Annotated in this window: 15 protein-coding genes; 12 read left to right on the top strand and 3 right to left on the bottom strand. The window is 63.4% G+C overall.

From position 1 onward, the window contains the following. Positions 1-3 precede the first annotated feature (3 nt). The 4 genes from frc (PanNE5_RS22730) to PanNE5_RS22715 all read left to right on the top strand — a co-directional run bounded on the left by frc (PanNE5_RS22730) (position 4) and on the right by PanNE5_RS22715 (position 4,793). Positions 4-1,254 carry a formyl-CoA transferase gene (gene frc / locus PanNE5_RS22730; protein WP_017231695.1) on the top strand — a complete coding sequence of 417 codons (1,251 nt, stop codon included), beginning with the start codon at positions 4-6 and terminating at the stop codon, positions 1,252-1,254. A gap of 239 nt (positions 1,255-1,493) precedes the next feature. Beyond that, positions 1,494-1,934, top strand: a complete 441-nt coding sequence (locus tag PanNE5_RS22725; RefSeq protein ID WP_017231694.1) for a PAS domain-containing protein — start codon at positions 1,494-1,496, stop codon at positions 1,932-1,934. 700 nt (positions 1,935-2,634) lie between these two features. Further along, a complete protein-coding gene (gene frc / locus PanNE5_RS22720) occupies positions 2,635-3,882 on the top strand; it encodes a formyl-CoA transferase (RefSeq protein ID WP_017231692.1) in 1,248 nt (415 codons plus the stop codon). A 137-nt stretch (positions 3,883-4,019) separates the two neighbouring features. Then, positions 4,020-4,793 (top strand): fumarylacetoacetate hydrolase family protein, encoded by a 774-nt coding sequence (locus PanNE5_RS22715; protein ID WP_017231691.1) that lies wholly within the window; start codon positions 4,020-4,022, stop codon positions 4,791-4,793. 62 nt (positions 4,794-4,855) lie between these two features. Here PanNE5_RS22715 and PanNE5_RS22710 read toward each other — a convergent pair whose 3' ends face one another. After that, positions 4,856-5,851 (bottom strand): LysR family transcriptional regulator, encoded by a 996-nt coding sequence (locus PanNE5_RS22710; RefSeq protein ID WP_017231690.1) that lies wholly within the window; start codon positions 5,849-5,851, stop codon positions 4,856-4,858. A 250-nt stretch (positions 5,852-6,101) separates the two neighbouring features. On the opposite strand from PanNE5_RS22710, the gene PanNE5_RS22705 reads away from it, so the two are divergent. The 5 genes from PanNE5_RS22705 (at position 6,102) to PanNE5_RS22685 (ending at position 10,510) form a co-directional block, all read left to right on the top strand. Beyond that, positions 6,102-6,476 (top strand): hypothetical protein, encoded by a 375-nt coding sequence (locus tag PanNE5_RS22705; protein WP_017231689.1) that lies wholly within the window; start codon positions 6,102-6,104, stop codon positions 6,474-6,476. Positions 6,477-6,518: 42 nt separating this feature from the next. Continuing rightward, entirely contained in the window at positions 6,519-7,649 is a 1,131-nt protein-coding gene (locus tag PanNE5_RS22700) for a Re/Si-specific NAD(P)(+) transhydrogenase subunit alpha (RefSeq protein ID WP_150564144.1), read from the top strand. A gap of 15 nt (positions 7,650-7,664) precedes the next feature. Next, positions 7,665-8,009 (top strand): NAD(P) transhydrogenase subunit alpha, encoded by a 345-nt coding sequence (locus PanNE5_RS22695; protein ID WP_023596913.1) that lies wholly within the window; start codon positions 7,665-7,667, stop codon positions 8,007-8,009. A 1-nt stretch (position 8,010) separates the two neighbouring features. Beyond that, positions 8,011-9,453: an NAD(P)(+) transhydrogenase (Re/Si-specific) subunit beta gene (locus PanNE5_RS22690; protein ID WP_150564145.1), complete on the top strand. Its 1,443-nt coding sequence runs from the start codon at positions 8,011-8,013 to the stop codon at positions 9,451-9,453. Positions 9,454-9,559: 106 nt separating this feature from the next. Next, a complete protein-coding gene (locus tag PanNE5_RS22685) occupies positions 9,560-10,510 on the top strand; it encodes a LysR family transcriptional regulator (protein WP_017232463.1) in 951 nt (316 codons plus the stop codon). 269 nt (positions 10,511-10,779) lie between these two features. On the opposite strand, the gene PanNE5_RS22680 is transcribed toward PanNE5_RS22685, so the two are convergent. Continuing rightward, positions 10,780-11,538, bottom strand: coding sequence for a 2-keto-4-pentenoate hydratase (locus PanNE5_RS22680; RefSeq protein WP_017232462.1), 759 nt, complete (start codon positions 11,536-11,538; stop codon positions 10,780-10,782). Between the two features lie 291 nt (positions 11,539-11,829). Here PanNE5_RS22680 and PanNE5_RS22675 point away from each other — a divergent pair, with 291 nt between their 5' ends. Next, entirely contained in the window at positions 11,830-12,549 is a 720-nt protein-coding gene (locus PanNE5_RS22675; RefSeq protein WP_017232461.1) for a GntR family transcriptional regulator, read from the top strand. A gap of 72 nt (positions 12,550-12,621) precedes the next feature. Here the strand turns inward: PanNE5_RS22675 and PanNE5_RS22670 are convergent, their stop codons facing one another. Beyond that, positions 12,622-13,296, bottom strand: a complete 675-nt coding sequence (locus PanNE5_RS22670; RefSeq protein WP_039829942.1) for a GntR family transcriptional regulator — start codon at positions 13,294-13,296, stop codon at positions 12,622-12,624. 210 nt (positions 13,297-13,506) lie between these two features. Here PanNE5_RS22670 and PanNE5_RS22665 point away from each other — a divergent pair, with 210 nt between their 5' ends. Continuing rightward, positions 13,507-14,286 carry an enoyl-CoA hydratase-related protein gene (locus PanNE5_RS22665; protein WP_026131685.1) on the top strand — a complete coding sequence of 260 codons (780 nt, stop codon included), beginning with the start codon at positions 13,507-13,509 and terminating at the stop codon, positions 14,284-14,286. A gap of 1 nt (position 14,287) precedes the next feature. After that, entirely contained in the window at positions 14,288-15,517 is a 1,230-nt protein-coding gene (locus PanNE5_RS22660; RefSeq protein ID WP_261938862.1) for a CaiB/BaiF CoA transferase family protein, read from the top strand. Positions 15,518-15,645: the final 128 nt, after the last annotated feature.

The following is a 15,645-nucleotide window of genomic DNA, read 5'->3' as shown; positions in this document are numbered from 1 at the left end:
GACATGAGCAAACCCCTCGAAGGTATCAAGATCATCGACTTCACGCACGTTCAAGCCGGCCCCGCCTGCACGCAGTTGCTGGCCTGGTTCGGTGCGGACGTCATCAAGGTGGAACGCCCGGGTTCGGGCGACGTCACGCGTAACCAACTGCGCGACATCCCCGACGCCGACGCCTTGTACTTCACGATGCTCAACAGCAACAAGCGCTCGCTGACGCTGGACACGAAGACGCAGGAAGGCAAGGAAGTTCTCGAAAAGCTGGTGCGTGAATCCGACGTGCTGGTGGAAAACTTCGGCCCGGGCGCGCTGGATCGCATGGGCTTCTCGTGGGAGCGATTGAACGAACTCAACCCGAAGCTGATCATGGCCTCGGTGAAGGGCTTCTCGGACGGTCACCACTACGATGACCTGAAGGTGTACGAGAACGTGGCACAGTGCGCAGGTGGCGCGGCGTCGACGACGGGCTTCTGGGACGGCCCTCCGACGGTGTCGGCCGCGGCGCTGGGCGACAGCAACACCGGGATGCACCTCGCGATCGGCATTCTGACGGCCATCATCGGCCGTGGCCAGACGGGCCGTGGTCAGAAGGTCGCCGTCTCGATGCAGGATTCGGTCATCAACCTGTGCCGCGTGAAGCTGCGCGACCAGCAACGCCTGGACCGTATCGGCTACCTCGAAGAGTATCCGCAGTACCCGCATGGCGAGTTCAGCGACGTGGTGCCGCGCGGCGGCAACGCCGGCGGTGGCGGTCAGCCGGGCTGGGTGCTCAAGTGCAAGGGCTGGGAGACGGATCCGAACGCGTACATCTACTTCACGATTCAGGGTCACGCCTGGGAGCCGATCTGCCGCGCGCTGGGCAAGCCGGAGTGGATCGAAGATCCGAACTACGCCACGCCGCAAGCGCGTCAACCGCACATCTTCGAGATCTTCGCGACCATCGAAGCTTGGCTGGCCGACAAGACGAAGTACGAAGCGGTGGACATCCTGCGCAAGTTCGATATCCCGTGCGCACCGGTTCTGTCGATGAAGGAAATCGCGAACGACCCGTCGCTGCGCGCGTCGGGCACGATCGTGGAAGTGCCGCACAAGGAGCGTGGTACGTACCTGACCGTCGGCAGCCCGATCAAGTTCTCGGGCCTGAAGCCGGAAATCACCGGTTCGCCGCTGCTGGGTGAGCACACCGACGAGATCCTGGCCGAGCTGGGCTACAGCAAGGACCAGATCGCGAACCTGCATTCGTCGCGGTCGGTTTAAGTCCGCGAGGCGGCGAGTCAGGCCAAGCCTGGCTCGCCGCCAATGCGCCGCCTGTGCCGACGCCGCCTTTGGGCGGTGACGGCGCGCGGGGCGCAAGGCAGGGATTCATGGGTGCGGCGCCGAGCGGAGCCAGCACCCATTTTTATTTTCGGGACCGTGTTGTCCTCTAATTGATGTACTTTATTGGCATGTTTGGTATCCCTGCCAATCGCATTCCCCACAAGATTATTGGAGACATCATGAGCGCATCCGTCGACGTCAGTCAGTTGGTCCAGGTAGTGGGCGACGCCATCGTCGTGGCCGATCCGAACAACATCATCACGCTGTGGAACAGCGGCGCGCAGAAGATGTTCGGCTTCTCCGAGGCCGAGGCGCTCGGGCAGCCGCTGGACATCATCATTCCCGAGCGGCTGCGCGCGCGCCACAATGAAGGCTATGTGAAGACGATGGAGACCGGGCAGACGAAGTACGGCAGCGATCTGCTCAAGGTGCCCGCCGCGCACAAGGACGGCCGCGCCATGTCGATTGCGTTCACCGTGGCGTTGTTGCATGGCGAGGGCGGCGAAGTCACCGGCATCGTGGCCGTGATTCGCGACGAGACGGCGCGCTTCCAGGAGGATCGTCAGTTGCGCAAGCGCGTGGCGGAACTCGAGGCGAAGGTGGCCGCCACCGCCGGCTGATCGCTCGATGCCGGTCGACATAGCGCGGTGCGCCTGGGGTCGCCGCTAACGCCCAGCCGTCACCGCAAGAGACAGGAAGCACCGATTCGCAACGCGCCCGAAAGGGCGGCGTCGCGAATCGGTGCTTTTTTGCATTTCGGCCGCCAGGCAAAGACGATACGGTGGGGTATGAATATTTTGTATTCAATATATTCACTGGACTTGCCAGGAATCCGCACCGCAGGCGACCGAATTTCATCGCGGTGACACATGCCTGTAAACCCGTAGCCCGGTCGGATCGCATGGACCATGTTGCGGTGCGGACTCCTTTGATACATAGGGATTCCAGCGATTTTTTACCGATCGATGCGGCGAGACAGCAAATCTCATCGGCAACAAAAAGCCGTTGATAAAATATCGTGTATGAAATACTGTATATCACAGCAATCGATCCACGATGGGGATGGCGCCCACAGAGGCGACAACCATCGAGCGATCAGGCGAGCCTCGCGTGTCGTCGCGTCTCGCGCACCGATTACATAAACGCCGTCGCATCAGGAGGAGACAAACCATGATCATCGTCGCCAGTATCCGGCGCGAAGCCCGCCCAGCGCGTGGCACGCACATTGAGCAGGTCGCGGCATGTGCCGTGCGCCATGCGCGAGTTCAACTGTCGGCTTCGGGCGCAGTTGCCCGGACCACGTGCTGAGCGGAGCCGATCATGGGTAAGGCACTTGAAGGTGTGCGCATTCTCGACTTCACGCACGTGCAGTCGGGGCCGACGTGCACACAGTTGCTCGCGTGGTTCGGCGCGGACGTGATCAAGATCGAACGCGCGGGACATGGCGACGTGACGCGCGATCAACTGCGCGACATTCCCGACGCGGACAGTCTCTACTTCACGATGCTCAACAGCAACAAGCGTTCGATCACGCTCGACACGAAGCACCCGGAAGGCAAGGCGGTGCTCGAGCGCATGATCCGCGACTGCGACGTGCTGGTTGAGAACTTCGCCCCCGGCGCGCTCGATCGCATGGGCTTCACGTGGGAGCATATCCACGCGTTGAACCCGCGCATGATCGTGGCCTCGGTCAAGGGCTTCGGACCCGGTCCGTACCAGGACTGCAAGGTCTACGAGAACGTGGCGCAGTGCGTGGGCGGTGCGGCATCGACGACCGGTTTCGACGACGGTCCGCCGATGGTCACGGGGGCGCAGATCGGCGACTCGGGCACGGGGCTGCATCTGGCGCTGGGCATCGTTACGGCGCTCTATCAGCGCACCATGACCGGACAGGGCCAGCGCGTGCTCGCCGCCATGCAGGACGGGGTGTTGAACCTGTGCCGCGTGAAGCTGCGCGATCAGCAGCGCCTGGAGCGCGCGCGCGTGATGGAAGAGTATCCGCAGTTCCCGAACGGTGAGTTCGGCGATGCCGTGCCGCGTGCCGGCAATGCGTCGGGCGGCGGTCAGCCGGGCTGGATTCTCAAGTGTCAGGGCTGGGAGACCGACCCGAACGCGTACATCTACTTCATCGCCCAGGCGCCCGTGTGGGGCTCGATCTGCAAGGTGATCGGCAAGCCCGAGTGGGTCGAGCATCCCGACTACGCCACGCCGCGTGCCCGTCTGCCGCGTCTGCGCGAGATCTTCGACACGGTTGAGCATTGGACCATGACCAAGACGAAGTTCGAGGTCATGGCGATCCTCAACGAGTACGACATCCCGTGCGGTCCGATTCTGTCGATGAAAGAGATTGCCGAGGATATGTCGCTGCGCGAGACCGGGACCATCGTCGAAGTCGATCACCCGAAGCGCGGCAAGTACCTCACCGTCGGCAACCCGATCAAGCTCTCGGCCAGCCCCACGCATGTGGAGCGCTCGCCGCTGCTTGGCGAACACACCGACGACGTGCTCTCGGAATTCGGCTACAGCGCACAGCAGATCGCGGCACTGCGCGAAATCGGCGCGGTATAAGCGGCGCCGTGCAAGCGTCCTCGCACGAACGCAAGTCGTCTGCACGAGGCAGATGGGAATGACGTCACGACATCGCGTCCGGCGCGCGAACGGCGAACCCTGCCGTAGCGCCGGGCGGTTACAGATAAGGCATACGCATGAAGCTCTGGACCCGTTTCAAGACCGCGCATGGTCGCATCGGCTTTGGCCTGCTGCAGGACGACCATATTCTCGAACATCGCGGCGATCTCTACGATCAGCCGATCGCCACGGGCGCGACGATCGCGCGCGATACGGTCGATCTGCTGTGCCCGTGCGAGCCCTCGAAAATCGTGGCGCTGTGGAACAACTTTCACGCGCTCGGCGCGAAGCTCGGCAAGGCCGCGCCGTCGCATCCGCTCTTCCTCATCAAGCCGGCCACGTCGCTGAACGGGCCCGGCGCAGTGATTCAGCGTCCCCCGTCGTATGCGGGCAAGATCGTGTTCGAGGGCGAGCTGGGCGTTGTGATCGGCAAGCGCGCAAGCCAAGTGAGCGAGGAAGCCGCGCGCGATTACATCCTCGGCTACACGTTGGTCAACGACGTGACCGCCGCTGAAATCATCGAGCAGGACGGCAACTTCGCACAGTGGACGCGGGCCAAGGGCTTCGACACGTTCGGCTGTCTCGGCCCCGTCATTGCCCAGGATTTCGACTGGCGCGAGGCGGAGGTCGTCACGCGGCTCGACGGCACGGAGCGTCAGCGCTATCCGCTCGCCGACATGATCTTCAACCCGTGGCAACTCGTCGCGCGTATCTCACAGGACATGACCCTGATGCCGGGGGATGTGATCGCCGTGGGCACCTCGATTGGCGTGGGCTCGATGAAAGAGGGCGCGCTGGTCGAGGTGAGCATTGACGGACTGGGGACGTTGGCCAACCGCATGGGCGGCTGAGAGAACAATCGATTTCACGGTGGTCGGCCGGGGTGGCAAAGGCCTGAGTCGATCGCCCTTTTTCATTCGGCGGATCCGGGATCTGTCCGGCGCGAGGCGGCGTGATCGCCGCCGCGCGCAGCGGGAGGCGGCACGGGACTCTTGTAGGCCATCATGCCGTCGATGAGCGCAGCGCCTTCGGCCAGCAGGAATTCCCGGAAGGCGAGCGCGACCGGCGGCAGCCGCTTGCTGCGACGATGCACGACGTACCAGCTTTGCCAGGCCGGAAAGCCCTGGACGTCGAGCACCGTCAACTGACCGGTCTGAAGCTCCATGCCAACGGTATGGGCCGACAGGAAGCTGATGCCCATGCCCGCCACGACCGCTTGCTTGATGGTTTCCGTGCTGGCGATCTCCATCGTGATCTTGAGTCGCTGGGTGCGCTGACCGAAGGCATCCTGCAGGGAATTCCACGTGTCGGATCCGCGCTCGCGGCTGATGAACGGTTCTTCCGTCAAACGCGAGAAGGGAATCTGACGCTGGCTGGCCAGCGGATGATCCGGCGGTGCCACGATGACATAGGGATGGGGCGCGAAGGCTTCGTTGATCGTGTCGATCTCCGGTGGCGGACGCACCATCACCGCTAGATCGGTGAGGTTTTCGGTGAGCTGATGCAGAAGTTCCTCGCGGTTATGAACCGTGAGATTGAGCGTCACGCCGGGATGGCGTGCGGTAAAGGCCGCGAGCAACCGGGGAAAGAAATAGTCTCCCGCGCTGATCACGGCCACGTTGAGCTTGCCGCCCGTGATGCCCTTGAGGTGATCCATTGCCTCCTCGGTTTCGCGAAAGAGCGCAATGATCGCGCGGCTGTAGTGGAGCATTTCGGTACCCGCCGGCGTAAGGAAGACCTTCTTGCCCAACTGCTCGAACAGCGGCAGGCCGACGTGACTCTCGAGCTGCTTGACCTGTGTCGAGACGGCCGGTTGCGTGAGGTGAAGTTCTTCGGCGGCGCGCGAAAAGCTCAAATGGCGCGCCACGGCTTCGAAGACCTTGAGTTGACGGAGCGTGGCGTGTTTCATGCGGCGGTCATCCTGACATCGGCGGGGCGGCGGAACGATTTCCGCACGCTAAGCGTTGCCAAAGAAGTATAAGTAATCGTAGATGGTTTGCATAATTAACTTTAACTGTCTTTTATGGATTGGGCTGCGTAATCTGCAATGGCAGCCCGCATGAAAGTGGTGTGACAGCAAAGCGTCGGTGACCTGTCATGTCAGGCGAGCGCGGGTCTGCGTGTTCTGGAGACGATCACTGTTTTGGGAGAGCGCCATCATGTCTGTCATCGAATCGCATATCAAACCCGCCGCCCTGGCACCGGTTGCCAACGCCCATCTGCATGCGTTCAACAACGCATTCGTCGAATTGGGGCTGGACTGGTATTGGGACCACCCCACCTATGCCCGGCTGCTGCACGCGACCGGGAACCAAGATTTACCGCTGGCGTATCTCGAAGGCGCTTCGGCGCAGGCGTTGCGCATGGCCGAGCTGTTGCTGATCGGGGCTTACCTCGACGGACATCAGCCGCATCTGCTGCGCGCCTACGAGCCGGAATTCCTGTGCGACCTGATTCACTGCACCAAGGTGCGCTGCTTCGAAGCGGCCAATGAAGGGCGTTCGATGCAGTCGCCGAGAGCCGTTGCGGCCTGAGTTTCACAACACGACAGGGGCTCAGACCCCGAGACAATAACTATGCATATTGGCATTCCAAAGGAGACGGCCGCCGGCGAATCCCGCGTCGCGGCCACACCGGAAACGGTGAAGAAGCTGGTGGGCGCAGGGCATCGCGTCACCGTGGAGCGTGGTGCGGGCGAGGCGGCCAGCGTGCCTGATGCGGCGTATGTCGCAGCGGGCGCGTCAAGCGGTAGCGCGGCCGAAGCCCTTGGCGCCGAGTTGGTGCTCAAGGTACGCGCGCCGTCGATCGCGGAAATCGCGTTGATTCCACGTGGCAGTGCGGTGGTCGGCATGCTCAACCCGTTCGATGCCGAGAACAATGCGCGCATGGCGGCGGCGGGTGTCATTGGCTTCGCCCTGGAAGCCGCGCCGCGGACCACGCGTGCGCAAAGCATGGACGTGTTGTCTTCGCAGGCCAACATCGCCGGCTACAAGGCCGTGATGCTTGCCGCCAATCTGTATCAGCGCTTCATGCCGATGCTCATGACGGCCGCCGGCACGGTCAAGGCCGCGCGTCTGGTCGTGCTGGGCGCCGGCGTCGCCGGGTTGCAGGCCATCGCCACGGCCAAGCGTCTCGGCGCGGTCATCGAAGCCTCGGATGTGCGTCCGGCCGTGCGCGAGCAGATCGAATCGCTCGGCGCCAAGTTCATCGACGTGCCGTTCGAGACCGACGAGGAACGCGAGATCGCCAAGGGCGTGGGCGGCTATGCGCGCCCGATGCCGGCGGCATGGCTCGCGCGTCAGTCGCAACTCGTGCACACACGTTTGACGCAGGCGGACATCGTCATCTCCACCGCGTTGATTCCGGGACGCGCCGCACCGACGCTCATCGCCGAAGACACCGTCAAGGCCATGAAGCCCGGCTCGGTGATCATCGACCTCGCTGCGGGACGCGGCGCGAATGGCGGCGGCAATTGCCCCTTGTCGGTGGCCGACGAGGTCGTCAAGGTGCATGGCGTAACGATTGCGGGCTACACCAACCTCGCGGGCATGGTGGCGGCCGACGCCTCGGCGCTGTATGCCCGTAACGTGCTCGACTTCCTGAAGCTGGTGATCGACAAGGAAGGCAAGCTCGTCATCGATACCAACGACGACATCGTCAGTGCGTGCCTGATGTGCCGCGACGGTCAAGTGCTGCGTGCGGCATAAGGGGGAGACACGACCATGGAAATGATCAATCACACGGTGATCAATCTGATCATCTTCGTGCTGGCGGTGTACGTCGGCTATCACGTGGTGTGGAACGTCACGCCTGCGCTGCACACGCCGCTCATGGCGGTCACGAACGCGATCTCGGCCATCGTGATCGTGGGCGCAATGCTCGCGGCCGGGCTCACGGAAGGCGCGCTCGGCAAGACGATGGGTGTCGTGGCCGTGGCGCTCGCGGCGGTCAATGTGTTCGGGGGCTTCCTCGTCACGCAGCGCATGCTCGAGATGTTCAAGAAGAAAGACAAGGCCCCGGCAAAGACCGCGGCCAATGACGAAGCCGCAGCCAAGGGAGCGCACTGACATGAGCATGAATCTTGTGACGCTGTTGTATTTGGTCGCGTCGATCTGTTTCATTCAGGCGCTCAAGGGCCTGTCGAACCCGAAGATGGCGCGACGCGGCAATGCGTTCGGCATGATCGGGATGACGATTGCGGCGCTGACGACCGTGGCGCTGATCTTCGAGTTGCGCAAACTCTCGAACGGCAACTTCTCCGGACTCGGATTGATCCTCGCGGGGCTCGTGGTCGGCGGCGGCATCGGTGCGTTCGTCGCGCGCAAGGTCGAGATGACCAAGATGCCGGAGCTGGTCGCGGCCATGCACTCGCTGATCGGTCTGGCGGCCGTGTGCATCGCGGTGGCGGCGGTGGCGGAACCGGCGGCGTTCGGCATTGTGCCGGCGGGGCAGACGTCGTTGCCGGCAGGCAATCGTATCGAGCTGTTCATCGGCACGTTCGTTGGCGCGATCACGTTCTCGGGGTCGGTCATCGCCTTCGGCAAACTCTCGGGCAAGTACAAGTTCCGTTTGTTCCAGGGCGCGCCGGTGGTCTTCACGGGTCAGCACATGGTGAATCTGGCGCTGGCGATTGCGATGCTCGGCTTTGGCGGCGCGTTCTTCGTCTCGCAGAGCTGGACGCCGTTCGCCATCATGACGGCCATCGCCTTCGTGCTCGGTGTGCTCATCATCATTCCGATTGGCGGCGCGGACATGCCCGTCGTCGTGTCGATGCTGAACTCGTACTCGGGCTGGGCGGCCGCCGGTATCGGCTTCTCGCTGAACAACCCGATGCTCATCATCGCGGGTTCGCTCGTGGGTTCGTCAGGCGCGATCCTGTCGTACATCATGTGCAAAGCCATGAATCGCTCGTTTTTCAACGTGCTTCTCGGCGGCTTTGGTGCCCAGGCGGGGGCGGGGGGCGCAGTGGGAGATCAACCGCAGCGGCCGGTGAAGTCGGGTTCGCCTGACGACGCCGCATTCCTGATGAGCAACGCCGAATCGCTGGTGATCGTGCCGGGTTACGGTCTGGCTGTCGCCCGCGCGCAGCACGCCCTGAAGGAGTTGACCGACAAGCTCGTCGAGAAGGGCGTGAGTGTACGTTACGCGATCCACCCAGTGGCAGGGCGCATGCCGGGTCATATGAACGTGCTGCTCGCGGAAGCCGAAGTGCCGTACGACCAGGTGCTGGAGATGGACGAGATCAACGGCGAATTCGGTCAGACGGACGTGGTGCTGGTGCTCGGCGCGAACGACGTGGTGAATCCGGCCGCGAAGACCGATCCGACGTCGCCGATTGCCGGCATGCCGATTCTCGAGGCGTACAAGGCCAAGACGATCATCGTCAACAAGCGTTCGATGGCGGCGGGTTATGCCGGGCTGGACAACGACCTGTTCTACCTCGACAAGACCATGATGGTCTTCGGCGACGCGAAGAAAGTGGTCGAAGAGATGGTCAAGGCAGCGGCCTGATCGCCGCGACCGTTTGACTTGCGCAATACGGGGCGCGCCGCCGAGCGCGGCGCGCCGGAGCCACTGCGGTGGTTCGTTCGCTTAATTTTCCGCAGGGCAATCGCACATGAACGTATCGCTGAGACAACTGAAGGTTTTCATGGTCGTGGCGCGCAGCAAGAACTTCAGCCGCGCCGGGGCCGAGATCGGCCTGACACAACCGGCCATCAGCCGGTGCATCAATGAACTGGAAGGACAGCTTGGCCTGCGTCTCGTTGACCGGACCACGCGCGAGGTCGCCCTGACCGACGCCGGTGTGACGCTCGCCGCCAGTCTCGACCGTGTGCTCGACGAACTCGAGATTGCCCTGCTGCAGACGCATGGCGCGGAAGCCCGCACGACCGGAAGGGTGCGCATCGGCGCCGCCCCGACCATCTCGGCCACGCTCATGCCGCGTGTGCTGTTGGCGTCGCAGGCAACGTATCCGGGTGTGGCGCTTGCCCTCGTCGACCAGATGCAGCGCGCCGTTCTGGACAGCGTGCGCGCGGGCGATGTGGACTTCGGCATCGTGGTTGCGCCGCAGGGCGCGGACGACCTCACGACCGAGCACCTGATGAGCGAGCCGTTCTGTCTGGTGTGCCGCAGCGATCATCCGCTGGCCACGCAGGCGGCCGTGCACTGGTCGGAGCTCTCAGGCGAAAATCTGGTGCTGCTCAATCAGAGTTCGGGCAGTCGTCCGCTCATCGATCGCGCGCTCACCACGCAAAAGGTGCAGGGAACGATCACGCAGGAGCTGGGGCATGTGAGCACCATCTTCCGCATGGTGCAGGAGGGGCTGGGAGTGAGCGTGCTGCCGCCGCTCGCGTTGCCGTTGCCGGAGAACTCCACGTTGGCCGTGCGTCCGCTGTTGCCCGCGTTCGAGCGCAACATCGTGCTCGTGCGGCGCAAGAACCGTTCGCTCTCGCCCGTTGCGCATACAGTGTGGGACCTGATTCACCGTGTCGTTCGCGAGCGCAACAAGAGCTTTGCGCTGGCGATGGACCGCCAGAGCGCTGCTTCCACGACGGCTGTCAACTGAATCTCTGAGTCGAATCAACGGCTTGCGTTCTCTCATCAAGGACTTGTCCACAGACTTGAACACAAAATCTGTGGATAAATCGTAGGCGCTCGCAGGCAGTTTGCCTGCGGGGAGCGCCTCCTGATCCGTTCGGTCGAAAACGCCATACCGATCAAGCGCTTGGCAACCGCGCCTCATTCGTTGTCCACAACGTTGTGAACAAAAACTGTGGATAAGTCGCGGCTTGACCGAAGGGCACACTCACGGCGACCCCGGGCGATCGACCACCCTTACTTCAGCGTAACGGACGCCTCGCCGATCCCGTCGATCGTGCCGCGCAGTACGCCTGCACCGCGCGCGGGAAGCATGCCCACATAAGAGCCACAGGTGATCACGGCGCCCGCGTGCATCGTGATGCCGCGCTTGCCGTTGTGATTCACGAGCCACGTGAGCAAGGTGCGCGGATCGCCCCCCGTGTTGAATCCCGTGTCCGCCGGCGCGATGTTCACCCCATCGAGCGAGAACGTAAGCTTCGGCGCCAGGTAGTCGAGCGACGCATCGTAGGCGCGCCCGCTCCCGATCACGAGCGCACCGTTGTTCTGCAAGTCGGCCAACGTGAATCGACTGTCGAGACCGCTCGTCGCGAAACGGCTGTCGGTGATCTCGATCGTCACGAGCGTTTCGCCAACAAACATGAGCGCCTCACGCTCGTCGTAAATCCCCGGTTTGATATCGCGGGCCAGTCGGAACGCGATCTCCAACTCCAGTCCTGGCCGGAAGAAGTCACCCAACGCCAGCGTGCCGCACGCGTCGCTCACGACGGAGGCGGGAATCGGCGCGCAATTCGGCAGATCCATCGGCGTTTTCGCCCCCACTTTCCACGCTGCGATCGTCTCGCCGAGCAAATCGAGGGTGCGCAATTGCACGGCGTAGGCGGCGTCGAAGTCCACCGGCAGCAGCGCCGGGGCGGGGGAGGCGATCGGCGTATCGCCGCGACGGGTGTCGGCCAGCAACTGGGCCAGCGATTCGACGGCGGGGGTCTCGAACATCTTGTAAGTCTCCTGGGAAAAAAGCGATGCCCCAGCGATGCGCTGGAGGCAAGTGGCTCCACATCGTATACAAAATTCAGTCGTCGTTGCGCAGTGCGGTGAACATGACGCCTACTCGGTGAAAACACCACCTAACGTAGTCAAAATCCTGGGGATCTGCGAGAATCGGACTTCGTAATATTTCGTAATATTTCGCGCGATGTGGCAGCGGGGACGCTCGCCATGGCTTGCGAAAGTGCAGTGCGTGCAGTCGATGACCTTCTTCTCCAAGCGAACGACCTGGCCAAGCCTATGCACTCTGTGACCCTGAACGTCCTGCGTGACCCTGTCATTCATCCGCCGGACGGCGAGACGGCGGCGCCCATCAGCCGGCAGGCGCTGCATCTTGCCGTGATGGACCGCCTGCGCAAGATGATGATCGAAGGCACCCTGCCGCCGGGCGCGCATCTGAACGAGCGCGCCCTGTGCGAGCAACTCGGTGTGTCGCGCACGCCGCTGCGCGAGGCGCTCAAGATGCTGGCCGTCGAGCGGCTGATCGAACTGCTGCCGAATCGCGGCGCGCGTGTCGTGACGTTGTCGGCCAGCGATATCGCCGATGCCTTCGAACTGCTCAGCGGCCTCGAAGCGCTGGCTGGCGAATTGGCTTGCGAGCGCATCACGTCCGCGGAAATCGACGATATCCAGGCGTTGCACAGCGAAATGATGACGTGTCACGCGAACGGCGACCTTCCCGGCTATTTCGACTGCAATCAGCGGATTCACGATCGTATCAATGCGGCGGCGCGTAATCCCGCCCTCACGCAAATGTACCAATCGGTCAATCAACGGCTGCAGGCGCTGCGATTCCGCTCCAATCTGCATGCCGGCAAATGGGAGCAAGCCGTCGACGAGCATGTTGCGATGCTGCGCGCCCTGCATGCGCGCGACGGTGCCGCGCTTGGCCGACTATTGCGTGGGCATCTGATGGCCAAGTGTGCCACCGTGCTCGCCCATCGACTCGCCGCCGCGTGACACGCCGGCGCGGCGCAGGCGTCGGAATGCGCTGGCGTGTTCACACGCTCACACATTCATGCGTTCACAGGCTCACGCCGCGCGCCCCAGACTCACCAATCCTTCGTTGAGCATGGCGGCGACATAGGCGTCGGTCTTGCTGCGCAGGTGCGCTTCCATCAGCGTGCGCAGTCGCTTGCCATCGCGTCGGCGTAGCAGCGCGAGCATTTCCGCATGTTCATCGACGGCCTGACGCCAGCGCTCGGGCGTCGGCGTCAATCGCTCGCGTACATACCGCAGGCGTGCGTTGAGATTGTGGAAATACTCGGCTAGCGGCCCGTTGTCCGCCATGCGCAGAATGCTCAGGTGAATCTGCTGATTCAGGGCGAAGTAGGCGGCGTGATCGGCGCGGGCGTAAGCCGATTCCATGTCGGCTTGCAGTTGCGTGAGGGCGTCAAGATCGGCCTCCGACGCTTTTTCGCACGCCTGCTCGCCCGAGAGTCCTTCGAGGACTGCCATCACGGCGAGCAGATTCACGACTTCGTCGACACTCACACGCGCCACGCGTGCCCGGCGCGTTTCCGAGATTTCCACCAACCCTTCGTTCGCCAGTCGCTTGAGCGCTTCACGCAGCGGCGTGCGCGAGACAGCCAGCGCGTCGCATAGCGCGCGTTCCGAGAGGGGCGCGCCGGGACGAAGCTCGCCGCGCACGATGCGCGCCTTGAGGGCTTCGTAAGCGGCGGCGTTCAGCGAGGCGGACGTGCTCATGCGCAATGATCGGGAAAATGGAATGCCAATTTTGATGGGGATGTCATCCGTCGTCAATCGAGAATGCGCGCTTTTTCCACGTTAACCCTGAATTTTGCGATTGCCGCTTGCCAATCCCATCTCGAAGATCTTATCGTTTACAAAAAATTGGTATACCAAAAAGAAAGGCTGGCCGACATCGGGTGCGTGCTGGCGTTGGAAGGAGGCTATGTGACATCCACCGTTCTGACCGAGCGAGACGGCGCCATCGCGCGGGTCACGCTCAATCGTCCTGAGAAGCTCAACGCGTTGACCAAGTCGATGTGGCAGGCGCTGGGGGACACAATCCTCACGTTGTCCGAAACGCCCGACGTGCGCTGTATCGTGCTGCGAGGGGCGGGCGAGAAGTCCTTCGCGCCGGGCAACGACATTGCGGAGTTCGAGACCGATCGCGCCAACGTCGAGCAGGCAAGAACGTATGGCGCGCTCATGCACCGCACGCTCGACGCCTTGTCCCGATGCCCTGTGCCGCTCGTCGCGATGATTCACGGCATTTGCGTCGGCGGCGGCATGGAGATCGCGGCGGCGTGCGACGTGCGCATCTGCGGCGAAACGAGCCGTTTCGGGGCGCCGATCAACAAGCTGGGCCTGGTGATGGCGCACGCGGAGCTATCGGGCCTGGTCCGTCTGCTCGGTCCCTCGCGCGCGCTCGAGATCTTGCTCGAAGGCCGGATCTTCGATGCGCAGGAGGCGTTGCGCATCGGGCTCGTGACCCGCGTGGTGGCCGACGGCGACGTCACGCGCGAGGCCTTGGAGAGCGCGTCGCGCATCGCTGCCGGCGCGCCGCTGGTGGCACGCTGGCACAAGCGCTTCGTGCGCGAACTGGCCAGCGGCCAGCCGCTCAGCGCCGCGCAGATCGACGAAGGTTTCGCGTGCTTCGGCACGGCCGATTTTCAGACGGGCTATCGCGCCTTCCTCGCGAAGACGCCGCCCGTGTTCGAGGGGCGGTGACATGACCGATACCGTCAAACCGGCCGGCGGGCCGTTGCAGGGTGTCAAGGTGATCGAGCTGTCGCACATCATGTCCGGCCCGGTGTGCGGCATGATGCTGGCCGACATGGGCGCCGACGTCATCAAGGTCGAGAAGATGGACGGCGACGACGCCCGTCGTTTTGCGCCGATCCTCCCGCACGGCGAATCGGCGTCGTTCATGATGCTCAATCGCAACAAGCGTGGCATCGCGCTCAATCTCAAGACCGAGGGCGGCTGCGCGGTGTTGCGCGAGATGCTGGCGAGCGCCGACGTCGTCACCGAAAACTATCGCAAGGGGACGATGGAGAAGCTCGGCCTGGGTTACGAGACCCTGCGCGCAGCCAATCCGGCGCTCATCTATTGCTCGATTTCCGGCTATGGACGCACTGGCCCGTACGCCGACAAAGGCGGCTTCGATCTGATTGCGCAAGGGCTCTCAGGCCTGATGAGCGTGACGGGCGAGCCGGGCCAGGCGCCCATCAAGGCGGGCTCGCCGATTGCGGATATCAACGCGGGCATTCTGGCGGCGCTCGGTATCTCGGCGGCGTACGCGCATCGACTGCGCACGGGGCAAGGACAGATCGTCGACACGTCGCTGCTCGAAGCGGGATTCCAGCAGATGTACTGGGCGGCGGCCAACTTCTTCGCGAGCGGCGAGAATCCGCCGAAGCTTGGCTCGGCGAATCCGACGAGCACCCCCTATCAGGCGTTTCGAACGCAAGACGGGTGGATCAATATCGGCGCGGCCAATCAGGCGAACTACGAACGGTTGCTGCAGGTGCTCGACGCCCCCGAGATCGCCGGTGATCCGCGTTTCGCCACCAACGCCGGGCGCACGGCGCACCGTGCCGAACTCGTCGAGCGCCTCACGGCGTACCTGATGCGCGACACCACCGAGCGCTGGGTCGAACGGCTCGACGCCGTGGGCTTGCCGGTCGGCCCGGTGTTGCCGATCTCCGAAGCGGTGACGCACCCGCAGATCGTAGCGCGCGAGATGGTGGTGGAAACCGTGCACCCGCTGGACGGCCCGACACGCAGCATCGGTCTGCCGATCCGCTTTTCCGAGACGCCGAAACGCACGGGTGGTCCCGCGCCGCGGCTTGGCGAACACACGTGCGAGGTGTTGATGGAGTATGGCTTCGACACGACGCGGATTCGCGACTTGATCGCGCAGGGGGCGGTGCATGCGCTGGAGGACCGGCACGCGTGAGTGCATGACGTACGCCGACCGTCGGCGATGCGGATTCTCCGCGTGTTGACGCGCAGCGCAGAACTTCCCTCCCGGTGGCCGGTCGGTTTTAGACTGGCGCATGACAGGCCACCGATCAATCCGACCCG

Source organism: Pandoraea sp. NE5 (genome assembly GCF_024363545.1).
GTDB lineage: Bacteria > Pseudomonadota > Gammaproteobacteria > Burkholderiales > Burkholderiaceae > Pandoraea > Pandoraea cepalis.
Note: the sequence above shows the minus strand (reverse complement) of the source record. Positions and strands in the feature narration are given on the sequence as shown.